Genomic DNA, 14,159 nt, shown 5'->3' with positions numbered 1-14,159 from the left:
AACTTAAGTCAGATTTGGCATCCTATGCTCAGAATTCCTGCCAACCGAGGTTTGTCGTGGCTGAAGAAAGCGACGAAGACAAAACAGAATCGCCCACGGCCCACCGACTTGAGAAAGCGCGTGAAGAGGGCCAGATTCCGCGTTCGCGTGAACTGACGTCACTGCTGATGCTGCTGGCCGGCATCATGATTCTGTGGATGGGCGGTAACATGATGGCGCACCGGCTGGCGGCGATGGTCGCTACCGGTCTCCGTTTTGACCACGGCATGGTCAGGGATGACAAGATTATCGTCAGCCACATCGGCAGCCTTGTCACCCAGGCGCTGATGGCGCTGCTGCCGCTGATGGGCGGTCTGATACTGGTGGCGATTGCCGCGCCCATGCTGCTGGGCGGCATCGTTTTCAGCGGCAAATCGATCAAGTTCGACCTGAAAAAGCTCAACCCGATGGCCGGTTTCAAGCGCATGTTTGCGGCCCAGGCCTGGACCGAACTGTTCAAGGGCATTCTCAAGACCATTCTGGTGGGTGCCGTGGGCTGGTGGTACATCTGGAGCCACTGGCCTGAGATGTTGCGGCTGATCAGTGAGTCACCCGTTACCGCGCTGATTCACGGCATGGAGATGATCGCGGTCTGCTGTACCCTGGTAATGCTGGGGCTGATCCCGATGGTGGGATATGACGTCTTCTGGCAGCTCTACAGCCACTTTAAAAAGCTGAAGATGTCGATGCAGGAGATCCGCGACGAGCATAAGCAGCAGGAAGGCGACCCGCACGTTAAAGGGCGCATCCGGCAGCAGATGCGTGCCGCTGCACGACGCAGAATGATGGCTGATGTGCCAAAAGCCGACGTCATCGTCACCAACCCGACGCACTACTCGGTGGCATTGCAGTACAACGAGAAGAAGATGAGCGCACCGAAGGTGGTGGCGAAGGGCGCGGGCGAAATCGCCCTGAGAATTCGTGAGCTGGCTGCCGAACATCGCATTCCGGTTCTGGAAGCACCGCCGCTGGCGCGTGCGTTATACCGACACACTGAAATTGGTCAGCACATCCCCGGCGCGCTCTATGCTGCCGTGGCAGAGGTGCTGGCGTGGGTCTGGCAGTCGCGTCGCTGGAAGCGTGAAGGCGGCCTGATCCCAACCAAACCAAAAAACCTGCCGGTTCCGGCAGAGATGGACTTTGCAGGAGAGAGCAAAAACGATGGCTAATAACCTGGCCGCAAAACTACGTTTACCGGGCAACTTTAAAGATATGCAGTGGCAGGTACTGGCCGGGCCGGTGCTGATCCTGATCATCCTGTCGATGATGGTTCTGCCATTACCGCCGTTCATCCTGGATCTGCTGTTCACCTTTAACATTGCGCTGTCGATCATGATCCTGCTGGTGTCGATGTTCACCCAGCGGACCCTGGAGTTTGCGGCGTTCCCGACCATTCTGCTGTTCTCGACGTTGCTGCGTCTGGCACTGAACGTGGCCTCAACCCGTATCATCCTGATGGAGGGGCACACCGGTGCCGCGGCAGCAGGACAGGTGGTTGAAGCGTTCGGTCACTTCCTGGTGGGTGGTAACTTCGCCATCGGTATCGTGGTGTTTATCATCCTGGTCATCATCAACTTCATGGTTATCACCAAGGGTGCGGGGCGTATCGCTGAAGTGGGCGCACGCTTTGTGCTGGACGGGATGCCCGGTAAGCAGATGGCGATCGATGCGGACCTCAACGCCGGTCTGATCGGTGAAGATGAGGCCAAACGCCGTCGTGCCGAAGTGACCCAGGAAGCGGACTTCTACGGTTCGATGGACGGTGCCAGTAAGTTCGTTCGTGGTGATGCCGTCGCCGGTATTATGATCATGGTGATCAACGTCATCGGCGGCCTGCTGGTGGGCGTGGTGCAGCACGGCATGGACGTGGGGCACGCCGCAGAGACCTATACGCTGCTGACCATCGGTGATGGTCTGGTGGCACAGATCCCGGCGCTGGTAATCTCTACCGCAGCGGGTGTTATCGTGACGCGCGTCGCCACCGATCAGGATGTCGGCGAGCAGATGGTCACGCAGCTGTTTAAAGATCCCCGCGTGCTGATGCTCAGCGCCGGGGTAATCGGCTTGCTGGGTCTGGTGCCGGGCATGCCTAACTTCGTTTTCCTGCTGTTCACCGCCGCCTTACTCGGTCTGGCCTGGTGGCTGCGGGGGCGTGAAATGCAGCCGAAGAAAAAGACTGAAGTGGCTGGCAGCATCACCAAAATGCCTGACACGCCAGCCGCTACCGAAGCCTCCTGGACCGATGTGCAGCTGGAAGATACGCTGGGCATGGAAGTGGGCTATCGCCTGATTCCGATGGTCGATCATCAGCAAAACGGCGAGCTGCTGGGACGTATCCGCAGTATCCGTAAGAAAGTCGCCCAGGATGTCGGTTTCCTGCCGCCGGTGGTGCATATCCGCGACAACATGGAGCTGCCGCCTGCGCGCTATCGCATCCTGATGAAAGGGGTGGAGATTGGCAGCGGGGATGCCTATCCTGGCCGCTGGATGGCAATTAACCCCGGCACGGCAGCCGGAACGCTGCCGGGTGAAGCCACCGTCGATCCGGCCTTTGGCCTGGCGGCAGTCTGGATTGACAGCGCGCTGAAAGAGCAGGCGCAGATTCAGGGCTTTACCGTTGTTGAAGCCAGTACCGTAGTGGCGACGCACCTCAACCACCTGATTGGGCAGTTCGCCAGCGAGCTGTTTGGCCGTCAGGAAGCGCAGCAGCTGCTGGATCGCGTGACCCAGGAGATGCCGAAGCTGACCGAAGATCTGGTGCCGGGGGTGATCACACTGACCACGCTACACAAGGTGCTGCAGAATCTGCTGGTGGAGCGGGTGTCGATTCGTGATATGCGCACCATCATTGAAACGCTGGCGGAACATGCGCCAGTGCAGAGCGATCCGCAGGAGCTGACCAGTGTGGTGCGTGTGGCGCTGGGACGTGCCATTACCCAGCAGTGGTTCCCTGGCAACGATGAAGTGCAGGTTATCGGGCTTGATTCCACGCTGGAGCGCCTGCTGTTACAGGCGTTGCAGGGCGGGGGCGGGCTGGAGCCGGGTCTGGCCGATCGGCTGTTAAGTCAGGCACAGGCGGCCCTGCAACGCCAGGATATGCTGGGCGCACCGCCGGTGCTGCTGGTCAACCATCCGCTGCGTGCGCTGCTGGCGCGATTCCTGCGCCGCAATCTGCCACAGCTGGTGGTGCTCTCTAATCTGGAGCTGAGCGACAATCGCCAGATCCGTATGACAGCAACCATCGGAGGCAAGTGATGCGCGGACTTTTAACGATGTTCCTCATGCTGCCGCTGCTGGCTCACGCGGCCGGTGGTGCCTGGAGCGCCACAGCCAGTGGCCCGCCGCTGGCGAACCGTGGCAGCTGGCAACGGGCGCAGCCGCTGACGCCACCCACCGACGTCGGCGGTGAGGTCAGCATCATAAACTGGCGTTATCAGCTGAGCAGGCCAGCACCCGCTGGTCTTGAGGTAAGGCTGTGCGGCGAGCAGCGCTGCACCACCCTGGAGGGGGCCAGCGGCACCACGCGGGGACTGGCACATCTGAACGCCGGTGAGACCCTGCACATGGTATTTGGCTTTCCCGGAAGCGGTGCGCTGCCACCAGGATTACGGGTGGTGAGCAGCGAAGTGATGGTCAATTACGAATAACCGGCTGCATCAGTGACCCCGTCCCCGAAGACACCGATGCACAGCAATGTTGTGCATCGGCTGGCAGGTCACTTAGCGAGCAATTAATGAGCAATTAAGACCGCACTCACTAACCGCAGATCACTCACAAACGAAGTCATGTTCAGGCATCAGGCATTAACCCCTTTCATTCCCTCTTCAGAGTAACGGCCACCTTTTACCTCAATCTGCTGATGAAGGGTATTCAGCAACCGGAGGTCTTCCGCTTCCAGCTCAATCTCTGCGGCCTGCGCGTTTTCAGTCAGCCAGGCGATCTGTTTAGTGCCCGGTATCGGCACAATTTTTTCATACTGCGCCAGCAGCCAGGCCAGCGCGATCTGCCCGGTGGTGGCGTGATATTTCCCGGCCAGCGGCGCGATCGCGTTGAGGAGCAGCAGATTGTGATCGAGATTGTCCTGCTGAAAACGGTCGTTATGTTTGCGGAAGTCGCCCTCGGCAAACTCGCTGTTTTTGCGATATTTACCGGTCAGAAAACCTCTGCCCAGCGGTGAATAGGGCACCAGGCCAATGCCAAGCTGTTTCACCCTCGGCAGAATCTCTGCTTCAATATCGCGCGTCCAGAGTGAATATTCTGTCTGCAACGCGGCCAGCGGATGGATTGCATGCGCCCGGCTCAGCGTTGAAGCAGAGGCTTCACACAGCCCAATCCGGCCAATCTTTCCCTCCTGCACCAGACGGCTGAGGCAGGTCATGCTCTCCTCAATCGGCGTCGCCGGACTGATCCGATGCAGATAAAAAAGATCGATTCGCTCAACGCCCAGCCGTTTCAGAGAGGCATGGCAGCTCTGGGTAATGTAGTCCGGCTGATTGTTGATGGTGCGGGCATAGGCCTCATTCGCTGGCCGCTCAATGCCACATTTCGTCGCAACGGTAAAGGTCAGCCGTTCGGCCTTACTCATCCCGGCAAGAAACCGGCCTATCAACTGCTCATTGTGGCCGCGCCCGTAGAGATCGGCGGTATCAATAAAGGTGATACCCAGCTCGCGCAGCTGGCTGAGCAGTTGCAGTGAGTGAGCGTCGTTGGTCTGACCATAAAATTCGCTGAGCCCCATCGCGCCATAACCGATGGCGCTGACGTCCATACCCTGCGTTAACGTTCGCTTTTTCATGTGTCTCTCCTCGTCAGTGAGAGGCGATTGTTTCACCCGGCGGGAAAGCAATGAATTGCTCTTTGCGTTATGCAGAAAAGGTATCAGGGGGCGGAGAGGGGCGTCAGGCTTTTACCGGGACGGGACCCCGTATGCTGGCAATCACAGCCAGCGCGGGATAAGAGAAACAGCGACTTAGCGGCGCGGATCAGGCAGGGCGTCGTCGCCGTCAGCGGGCAGCGAAAGGCGTTTCAGCGCATTGAGAACCGCCTCATTTTTTTCATCGGCGCGAATCGCCGCATAAACATCAATCATCAGCTGCCGGGCTGCACGTTCAGCCAGTGGACGGTAACAGAGGCCAGCCTGATTAAAGGTACACGTTGACTGCGGCATCAGCGCAAACCCCTTGCCTCTGGCGATGTGCGACAGCATCAGCAGGGAGTCTTCCGGCTCCCTGATCCGTTTCAGCGTGATGCTGAGCGTGGCGAAGTAGCGCTCACACTTATCATAAAACAGCGGGTTAGCACTGCGCGGAAACCAGAACAGCGGCAGGTCAGCCAGTGACTCCAGCGTGACTTTTTCTGTCAGGCTGGCAGGATGCGCCGACGGCATAGCAACCAGCAGGGGTTCCTGATAAACCCAGGCGTACTGCACCGCATTTTCTGCGTCCGGGCCCCGTTCGCCGGTAATAATTACATCCAGCTGGTTTTTCGCCAGGCTTTGCAGCAGCTGAGCGGAGGTCAGGCTCGGCATCGCCATCTCATCGCTGGCATGAAGCGCGGCGAGTTGCCGGTTAAGCGGTGGCATCAGTTCAGCGTTCAGCGTGCGGGTCATGCCGATACGAAGTCTGCCCCCGGCAGGCTGTGCATCCTGCTTTAAGGCACTCAGCGCAATGAGGATCGCCTCTGCTTGTGCCACCAGCGCACGGCCAGAATCGGTGAGCGTCACCTCGTGGGTGGAACGGCAGAACAGCGACTGGCCCAGCAGATCTTCCAGACGCTGAATCTGCCGGGTGAGCGGCGGTTGCGTCATGCTGAGCCGCTCTGCAGCCCGGCGAAAATTAAGCTCGTGCGCCACAGCCAGAAAGCACTGCAACTGCCGGATGGTGGGAAGATGGCTGCTGATGAGATGCGCGGCTAGTGACATGACGCCATCCTGCTGCTGAGAAAGTGGGGGAGAGGGGAGAAAAACCGGAAAGTCAGTAACGGAGAGGGGGTGCCCTCTCCGTTTAAGCAATTACATGCGCTCGACGGTATCGATACCCAGCGTATCCAGACCCTGCTTCAGCGTCTTCGCGGTCAGCGCGGCCAGCTGCAGTCGGCTCAGGCGGGTCGCTTCTGATTCCGCACTGAGAATCGGGCAGTGCTCGTAGAATCCGGAGAACAGCCCGGCCAGATCGTAGAGATAAGCACACATGACGTGTGGCGTGCCGTCGCGAGCCACCTGGGTGATAACCTCTTCGAACTGCAGCAGACGCGCCGCCAGCTGTGCTTCGCGCTCTTCGGTGATCACGATCTCTGCATCCAGCGAATCGGCATCAATTCCCGCTTTGCGGAAAACGGAGAGCACGCGGGTGTACGCATACTGCATGTAAGGCGCGGTGTTGCCTTCAAACGCCAGCATGTTGTCCCAGTCGAAGATGTAGTCGGTGGTGCGGCTTTTTGACAGGTCAGCGTATTTCACTGCGCTGATGCCCATCACTTCCGCCAGCGTCTTCACTTCCGCTTCGCTCATCTCCGGGTTTTTCTCACGCACCAGCGTGTAGGCACGCTGCCAGGCTTCATCCAGTAAATCGGAGAGCTTGATGGTGCCGCCGCTACGGGTTTTGAACGGACGGCCATCTTTGCCCAGCATCATGCCAAACGCATGGTGCTCCAGCGGCACAGACGCCGGTACATAACCCGCTTTACGCACGATGGTCCAGGCCTGAACCAGATGCTGATGCTGACGTGAGTCGATGTAATACAGCACACGGTCTGCTTTCAGCGTTTCGTAACGGTATTTCGCACAGGCGATATCGGTGGTGGTGTAGAGGTAGCCGCCATCCTTTTTCTGGATGATGACGCCCATTGGCTCACCTTCTTTGTTCTGGAATTCATCCAGGAACACCACGGTCGCGCCTTCGCTTTCAACGGCCAGACCTTTCTGTTTCAGGTCGGAAACGATGCCAGGCAGCATATCGTTGTAGAGACTTTCACCCATGACATCATTGCGCGTCAGCGTGACGTTCATCCGGTCATAGATTTTCTGGTTCTGACTCATGGTGATGTCGACCAGTTTCTTCCACATCTGACGGCAGTAATCATCACCGCCCTGCAATTTCACCACATAGCTGCGCGCACGTTCGGCAAACTCAGGAGCTTCGTCATAGGTGCGCTTGGCTTCACGGTAGAAGCCTTCGAGATCGGCCAGCGCCATCTCCGCGTGATTTTCATTCTGCTGCTTTTCCAGGAACGCAATCAGCATGCCGAACTGCGTACCCCAGTCGCCAACGTGGTTGGCACGGATGACGTTGTGTCCAAGAAATTCCAGCGTGCGCACCGCCGCGTCACCAATGATGGTGGAGCGGATGTGACCCACGTGCATCTCTTTTGCGACGTTTGGCGCGGAGTAGTCAACCACAATCGTCTGCGGCTCGGCCAGCTGCACACCAAGACGTGGCAGACTCAGCGCTTCGCGGGCCTGGGTTGCCAGCCAGTTGTGATCGAGAAAGATATTGATGAAGCCCGGTCCGGCAATTTCAACTTTGCTGGCGATGCCGGTCAGGTCGAGGTGCTGAATCACCGCTTCCGCCAGCTGTCGCGGTGCCTGTCCCAGCTTTTTCGCCACGGCCATAATGCCGTTGGCCTGATAGTCTCCAAACTGAACCCGTGCAGACTGACGAACCTGCGGTTCGCAATCGGCGGGTGCGCCGGCTAAAACCATTGCCTGACTGACTTTTGCGGAAAGAAGAGCCTGAATATTCACCGAGTTACCTTCATGTGCTTAACAACGCCCGGACCTGCTAAGCCGGGCTGTCATCATCTTGCCTGAGCGCATCGCGTCACGAAGGGGCCGAAACGGATGGGCAGACAAAACGGAAAAAAATGAGGGGAAAAGTATACGTGAAATGTCGGTGGGCGTCAGCAGTTGGATGAAGCGGGGAAACAGAGCTGAAGAAGATGTTTCCCAAAGGCGTTAGCGACGTCGAAGATGACGACGCGGGTTCTTTACGCTTTTATCTTCACGCACCTTCCAATGGCGGGAGATTGCAAACCCCATCAGTGCGATCAGGACAGCGACAACGATGAGCATAGACATAGAGCCATTCCTTTTGGTTGTGTTAGGTCAAATTTATAGGAAGGCAGGATGGGCTGCAATTGTTTGATCTTTAAATAAGAGTTATCTTATTGTATTAAAGAAGTTGATTTAAATCAATAAATTAACCTGTTTTCATCAAGGAACTCATGGTCCTAAACAGGAGATAAATCCGAAATGAAAGATGTTATTATACGGTTTTGCGTTAAATTCCGGTTCAAATAAGATGAATCTTATCATTTTGTGTTGCCGGGCAGGCGGCGCACAGTAAACCAGACAGATTATAAATGCTAAACAAAGAGAGAGGAATTGCGGTAATGGAGCGATCTTTTCCGGCAGAATTGGATGATTTAAAGACAGATTTAGGACGTTTCGAAGAATCGTTGCAAATTTTTTCGCAGCGACTCGGTTTAAGCCTTAAGGATCTGGAGGTTGACCACATCGCCGTGCGTTGCCATCAGGACACGACAGCGATGCGCTGGCAGCAAGGCCTGCGGCAGATTGGCACTGAGTTTTCAGCCGCGATGATCAACGGAAGGCAGATTTGCCTGTTTAAACTGCATGATCCGCTGTTCGTGGCGGGCAGGCAGATTGATGTGGTTGAACTGCCGTGGCCGGGTGAAAAGCGTTATCGCCATGAAGGCTGGGAGCATATCGAGGTGGTGTTACGCGGCGATCACCAGACGCTGGGTATGCGTGCGATGGCATTGCTCTCCGACGACGCGCTGACGCAGCCGGGCATTTCGTTTAAAACCAGCTCACCACAGGGCGAGAATGAGCGTCTGCCCAATCCGACCCTGGCGGTGACGGATGGGCAGACCACGATCAAGTTTCATCCGTGGCGGCTTGAGGAGATTGTCGCCAGCGAACAGCACTAGATCCGGGCAGCGACCGCCCGCTTCAGGCGCGCAACAGCCTCATCGAGCAGCGCACGGGTGCAGCCGAAATTGAGCCGGACAAACTGGTCATCGCCAAACTCACGTCCGGCGGTTAAACCCAGTCCGTGCTTCTCAAAATAGAGGGCAGGGCTGGCTACGCCCAGCGCACTGGCGTCAATCCAGGCCAGGTAAGTCGCTTCCGGCGCGGCGACGGACAGGCCGGCCATTTTATTGACCTGCGAGACCAGCCAGTCACGGTTACTGCGCAGGTAAGCATTCTGCGCCTGCAGCCAGGGTTCCCCTTCGCGCCAGGCCGCTGCCGCAGCGGTGAGTGCCAGAATATCTACCTCCGGCACAATACCGCGTCGCATCCGGTTAAAGCGCGCACGCAGTTCGGCATTCGGGATGATGGCGATGGACGCACCCAGACCGGCAATATTAAAGCTCTTGGACGGTGACATCAGCGTCACACTGCGCTGGGCCGCATCCTCACTCAGCGACGCGAACGGGATGTGCTTAACGCCCGGTTCCAGCAGCAGATCGCTGTGGATTTCATCGGAACAGACAATCAGATCGTGCCTCTGCGCAAATTCCAGCTGTGCCTGCAGTTCGTCGCGACGATAAACCGTGCCGCCCGGATTCTGCGGGTTACACAGCATCAACAGCCGCGCTTTGCCAGTGAGCTGGTCTTCAGCCGCATCGGTATCCAGCAGCCAGCGTCCCTGTTGCAGCGTCAGCGGCAGCGTGATCTGACCGCGCTCGGCCAGTTTTGCCGCACCGCGAAACGGCGGATAAATGGGGGTAGGGGCAATCGTCAGCTCGTCCGGCGCGGTAAATGCCCGCACGGCGAGATTCAGTGCGCTTACAACACCCGGCAACACCACAATCCACTCCGGATTAACGTGCCACTGATAGCGTGAGGCCAGCCACCCTGTCGCGCTGTCGATAAATGCTGCTGGCGTGTCGCCATAGCCAAAAATCCCATGTCCGGCACGGGTTTTAATTGCATCGATGACGCAGTCAGGCGATCGGAAATCGGTGTCTGCCACCCACAGCGGCAGAATGTCCTGGTCCGCATATTTGTTCCATTTAAGGCTATCGCTGTGACGACGGTCTATCCGTTGGTCGAAATTGAATGCCATAGTTAACTTTCCCGGTAAACTCATTCCAGCAGCCAGACTAACTGATGAATCTGCCTTGAACCAGAGTCATGTAAAGGAGAAGAGAATGACCACACTGGAAATTTGCTGCTATGGCGTGGATTGCGCCGTGACCGCACAACAGGCGGGCGCTGATCGCATCGAGCTGTGTGCCGCACCGCGTGAAGGCGGGCTGACGCCATCGGTGGGGATGCTGAATGCCGCCCGGCGCGAGGTGTCAATTCCGGTTCATCCTATTGTCCGGCCACGGGGTGGCGATTTTTGTTATACCGCACGCGAATTTGACGCGATGAAATCGGATGTGGCGTTAATCCGTGAACTCGGTTTTCCCGGTCTGGTTATCGGGATGCTGGATGAGGACGCCCATATTCATCAGAGCCAGATGCGACAGATTATGGCGCTGTGTGAGGGCCTGGCCGTGACCTTCCATCGCGCCTTCGATCTCTGTCACAGCCCAAAGCGCGCACTGGAAGAGTTAACGGATTTGGGGGTGGCGCGAATTCTGACCTCCGGTCAGCAGCAGAGCGCTGAAAACGGAATTGCATTACTCCGGGAACTAAATGAGGCCAGTAACGGTCCTATCATTATGGCAGGGGCGGGCGTGCGTCTCAGCAACCTGCAAAAGTTTCTCGACATGGGGATTGATGAAGTTCACAGCTCGGCCAGTCGCCTGGTGGCGTCGCCGATGCGCTACCGCAAAGCGGGGGTCTCCATGTGTTCAGAAGCCGAAACCGACGAATTCAGCCGCTATTGTGTAGACGGCGATGTGGTTGAGGCGATGAAAAGCGTGATGCAGATGAGCACCGTTCGGGTCGCCTGAACTACAACCGATTTTGCCGCGCAGCACGCCGATCATTGACGTGGTGTTTGCAAGTACCAAACCCCAGTACCGCTTGCTGGGGTTCTTTTTGTGTAAATCTTTCTGCCTTCATCTGACCGCTTCGCAATGTCTCTCGCCGCCAGTATTTCTCTGCATGACACAACCCCCTGCATCTGCTGGCGTGGCGGGGCGGAATGTCTGAGAGTGGAGTCTGGATCCTAAATGTGATTAGATGCCAGCATCAGCCAGCCGATGAAGTGCCGCCATGAATCCCAGGGAAAAAATTGTCAGCCAGTTCAGTACGTTGTCGCCTGTGTTACAACGCGCTGCCGAGTTTTCACTTCAGAATACGAATCAGCTCGTGGTGCAGTCCATGCGGGCTTTTGCCACAGAAGCGGGGGTAAAACCTGCCACGCTGATGCGACTGGCACAGCGGCTGGGCTATGAGGGCTGGGGTGAGCTTAAAGACGCGTTTATTGATGATATCGGTCTGCGCGATGATACCTACGTCTCTAAAGCTGAAAAACTGATCGCTAAACCGACCCAGCCTCAGCTTTACGAAGAGGTCTTTCAGGCGCATCAGGCTAACCTTGCGGCAACGCAACGTGATAATCATCAGAAGATGGATAAAGCCGTCAGCCTGCTGGATGCGGCCGATAACGTCTACATCTGTGGATTTCGTGCCAGTTTTCCCATCGCCTGGTCACTGTTTTATATCTATCGCTTATTCAACCGCCAGGTTTCTCTGATCGATGGCCTGGCGAGCAATATCGAAGTCTTTACCCGCGAACTGACGGCGCAGGACGCGATCTTGCTGACCAGTTTTGCGCCCTATTCTCGTGAATCACTGACGGTGTTGCAGGCTGCCCGTCAGGCGGGGGCGAAAATCGTCGCGATTACGGATTCCCCTGTTTCTCCCCTGGCGCAGGCCGCCGACTGTACTTTGTTGTTCTCGGTGGAGAGCCCCTCGTTCTTTCCTTCTGTGGTTTCCGGTATGGGGCTGGCTGAATGTCTGCTGGCGATGCTGGTGGCCCGTCATGGCCGTGAGGCCGTCAGCAAAATCGAAAATGCCGAACGCTACCTGATTGATTCAGGTGCCTATGTGGTCCCTGGCAAACCCTGATAAGGATTCATTTGTATCCGTTATAAGAAAACAGAATGCATATGTATCATTCTCGCATTGACGTGATCCAAATGGATCCGGCATGATGCGCTGAGTTATCGCAGCGTATCCAGGAGCAGGACCCAGCATGAGCCATATTATTCACCGTAGTCTGCGCAGTACGCCCGCCGTGGCCGCAGGCGCACAAGGGGCGTACATCTTCGATGCACAGGGAAAACAGTATCTGGATGCCTGCGGAGGGGCTGCCGTTTCCTGCTTAGGTCACGGGCATCCTGATGTGCTGGCTGCGATGCATCGTCAGATCGATCAACTTGCCTATGCCCACACCGGTTTCTTTACCAGCGACACGGTTGAACAGCTCGCGGAACATCTGACCCGCAATGCCCCTGGCGATCTCAATTACGCCTATTTCGTCTCTGGCGGCTCTGAAGCGATAGAGACCGCGCTGAAGCTTGCCCGGCAATATTTTGTTGAAATGGGTCAGCCGTCCCGTACGCGTTTCATCGCCCGCAGTCAGAGTTACCACGGTAATACGCTGGGTGCGCTGGCGGTGGGGGGCAACGAATGGCGTCGTCGCCAGTTTGCCCCACTGCTGATCGACGTGATCCGTGTCTCAGCCTGTAATGAGTATCGCGACCGCCGTTCGGATGAAACCCGGCAGCAATACACACAGCGCCTGTTAAACGAGCTGGAGCAGGCGATTATTGATGCCGGTCCTGAGACGATTATCGGTTTTTGCGCAGAGACGGTGGTGGGCGCGACGACGGGTGCAACACCGCCTACACCCGGTTACTTCAAAGGAGTACGCCGCCTCTGTGACAAATATGGCCTGCTCTATATTGCGGATGAAGTGATGTGCGGCATGGGACGAACCGGTACGCTGTATGCGTGTGAACAGGATGACGTGGTGCCTGATCTGGTGACCATTGCCAAAGGGCTGGGGGGTGGCTATCAGCCGATCGGTGCGGTGCTGGCGAGTGAAAAAATTGTCACTGCCCTGCAGGCGGGCAGTGGCCTTTTTCAGCATGGTCATACCTATATCTGCCATGCTACGGCAGCCTCTGCCGCCCTGGCGGTGCAGCAGGTCATCCAGCGCGACAATTTATTAGACGCCGTGAAACGGCAGGGTGATTACCTGCAACGTGCGTTGCGCGAACGACTGGGTGAGTTGCCGCAGGTGGGTGACACACGCGGACGCGGCCTGTTCGCCGGGGTTGAGCTGGTTCGTGATAAAGCCAGTAAAACGCCGTTTGATCCCGCGCTGAAACTGCACGCAGCAATCAAAGCGAACTGTATGGCACGTGGTCTGATGGTCTACCCCATGGGCGGAACGATTGACGGGCAATATGGCGATCACATTCTGATTGCCCCGCCTTTTATTATTACGACAGCGCAGCTCGATTTTGTGGTGGAGACGCTGGAGCAGGTCATTCGTGAAGAGACGGCCAGATTATGATTAACCGTCTGCCGCCGCTGGCGGAGCATGAGTGGGACGATCGGCAACGCCCGCTGGCGCAGGAAATTATCAACGGACCACGGGGGGCGCTGCTGCCACCGTTTGAGCCGCTGTTGCGCAGTCCTGAATTGATGGCCCATGCACAGCGCATGGGGGAGTATCTTCGGTATCGCAGTGCGCTGGGGCAGCGTCTGTCGGAGCTGGCTATTCTGATGACCGCCCGGCACTGGTCCCAGCCGGTGGAGTGGGCGATTCATGCCCCCATCGCACGTGAGAAGGGCATTTCTGCGGCAGCGGTGCAGGCAATTAATGAAAAACGTCAGCCGGATGATCTTCAGCCCGATGAATGGGTGATTTACCACTTCTGCCAGCAGCTGCACCAGCAGCAGAAAGTCAGTGACGCCACCTGGCAGCAGGCCATCAGTTTGTGGGGCGAAAAGGGGGTGGTGGATCTGATTGGCATTAACGGCTATTACAGTTTTCTCTCAATGATCATGAACGGCGCACAGACGCCGGTACCCGAGACGCAGGATCCCATTATTCCTGAATAAGTTATCGTTTCATCCGGGTGCATTCTGATATGCCCGGTATTTTAACGACATTCTGTTTATT

13 protein-coding genes are annotated in these 14,159 nt (G+C 57.0%); 8 read left to right on the top strand and 5 right to left on the bottom strand.

Going from position 1 to position 14,159, the window contains the following annotated elements:
* Positions 1 to 56: 56 nt before the first annotated feature.
* The 3 genes from flhB to N5J69_RS02875 are packed head-to-tail and all read left to right on the top strand — an operon-like array spanning position 57 to position 3,686.
* A complete protein-coding gene (gene flhB / locus N5J69_RS02885; RefSeq protein ID WP_279767947.1) occupies positions 57 to 1,208 on the top strand; it encodes a flagellar biosynthesis protein FlhB in 1,152 nt (383 codons plus the stop codon).
* Positions 1,201 to 3,294, top strand: a complete 2,094-nt coding sequence (gene flhA / locus N5J69_RS02880; RefSeq protein ID WP_279767945.1) for a flagellar biosynthesis protein FlhA — start codon at positions 1,201 to 1,203, stop codon at positions 3,292 to 3,294. Before flhB ends, flhA begins: the two co-directional genes overlap by 8 nt.
* On the top strand, positions 3,294 to 3,686 hold the full coding sequence (locus tag N5J69_RS02875; protein WP_279767943.1) for a flagellar protein FlhE: 393 nt from the start codon (positions 3,294 to 3,296) through the stop codon (positions 3,684 to 3,686). Before flhA ends, N5J69_RS02875 begins: the two co-directional genes overlap by 1 nt.
* 149 nt (positions 3,687 to 3,835) lie before the next feature.
* On the opposite strand, the gene N5J69_RS02870 is transcribed toward N5J69_RS02875, so the two are convergent.
* From N5J69_RS02870 to N5J69_RS02855, 4 genes are all read right to left on the bottom strand, one after another.
* On the bottom strand, positions 3,836 to 4,834 hold the full coding sequence (locus tag N5J69_RS02870) for an aldo/keto reductase (protein WP_279767942.1): 999 nt from the start codon (positions 4,832 to 4,834) through the stop codon (positions 3,836 to 3,838).
* 174 nt (positions 4,835 to 5,008) lie between these two features.
* Complete coding sequence (locus N5J69_RS02865; RefSeq protein ID WP_279767941.1) at positions 5,009 to 5,959, bottom strand: LysR substrate-binding domain-containing protein; 951 nt, start codon at positions 5,957 to 5,959, stop codon at positions 5,009 to 5,011.
* A 90-nt stretch (positions 5,960 to 6,049) separates the two neighbouring features.
* Positions 6,050 to 7,780, bottom strand: coding sequence for an arginine--tRNA ligase (argS, locus tag N5J69_RS02860; RefSeq protein ID WP_279767940.1), 1,731 nt, complete (start codon positions 7,778 to 7,780; stop codon positions 6,050 to 6,052).
* 210 nt (positions 7,781 to 7,990) lie between these two features.
* Positions 7,991 to 8,113, bottom strand: a complete 123-nt coding sequence (locus tag N5J69_RS02855) for a hypothetical protein (protein WP_009089698.1) — start codon at positions 8,111 to 8,113, stop codon at positions 7,991 to 7,993.
* A gap of 314 nt (positions 8,114 to 8,427) precedes the next feature.
* Between N5J69_RS02855 and N5J69_RS02850 the strand changes: the two genes are divergently transcribed.
* On the top strand, positions 8,428 to 8,988 hold the full coding sequence (locus N5J69_RS02850; protein ID WP_279767938.1) for a VOC family protein: 561 nt from the start codon (positions 8,428 to 8,430) through the stop codon (positions 8,986 to 8,988).
* Here the strand turns inward: N5J69_RS02850 and N5J69_RS02845 are convergent.
* Complete coding sequence (locus N5J69_RS02845; RefSeq protein ID WP_279767937.1) at positions 8,985 to 10,130, bottom strand: PatB family C-S lyase; 1,146 nt, start codon at positions 10,128 to 10,130, stop codon at positions 8,985 to 8,987. The genes N5J69_RS02850 and N5J69_RS02845 overlap by 4 nt on opposite strands.
* Positions 10,131 to 10,215: 85 nt before the next feature.
* Here N5J69_RS02845 and cutC point away from each other — a divergent pair, with 85 nt between their 5' ends.
* From cutC to N5J69_RS02825, 4 genes are all read left to right on the top strand, one after another.
* Positions 10,216 to 10,968, top strand: coding sequence for a copper homeostasis protein CutC (gene cutC / locus N5J69_RS02840; protein ID WP_279767936.1), 753 nt, complete (start codon positions 10,216 to 10,218; stop codon positions 10,966 to 10,968).
* A gap of 265 nt (positions 10,969 to 11,233) precedes the next feature.
* A complete protein-coding gene (locus tag N5J69_RS02835; protein WP_279767934.1) occupies positions 11,234 to 12,091 on the top strand; it encodes a MurR/RpiR family transcriptional regulator in 858 nt (285 codons plus the stop codon).
* A gap of 127 nt (positions 12,092 to 12,218) precedes the next feature.
* Positions 12,219 to 13,547 carry an aspartate aminotransferase family protein gene (locus tag N5J69_RS02830; RefSeq protein WP_279767933.1) on the top strand — a complete coding sequence of 443 codons (1,329 nt, stop codon included), beginning with the start codon at positions 12,219 to 12,221 and terminating at the stop codon, positions 13,545 to 13,547.
* Positions 13,544 to 14,098, top strand: a complete 555-nt coding sequence (locus N5J69_RS02825; protein ID WP_279767932.1) for a carboxymuconolactone decarboxylase family protein — start codon at positions 13,544 to 13,546, stop codon at positions 14,096 to 14,098. The genes N5J69_RS02830 and N5J69_RS02825 overlap by 4 nt, the downstream gene beginning before the upstream one ends.
* The last annotated feature ends 61 nt before the right edge of the window (positions 14,099 to 14,159 follow it).

Origin of the sequence: Pantoea sp. GD03673, assembly GCF_029844725.1 — a bacterium.
Lineage (GTDB): Bacteria > Pseudomonadota > Gammaproteobacteria > Enterobacterales > Enterobacteriaceae > Pantoea.
This window is presented reverse-complemented; position numbering and strand designations above follow the sequence as displayed.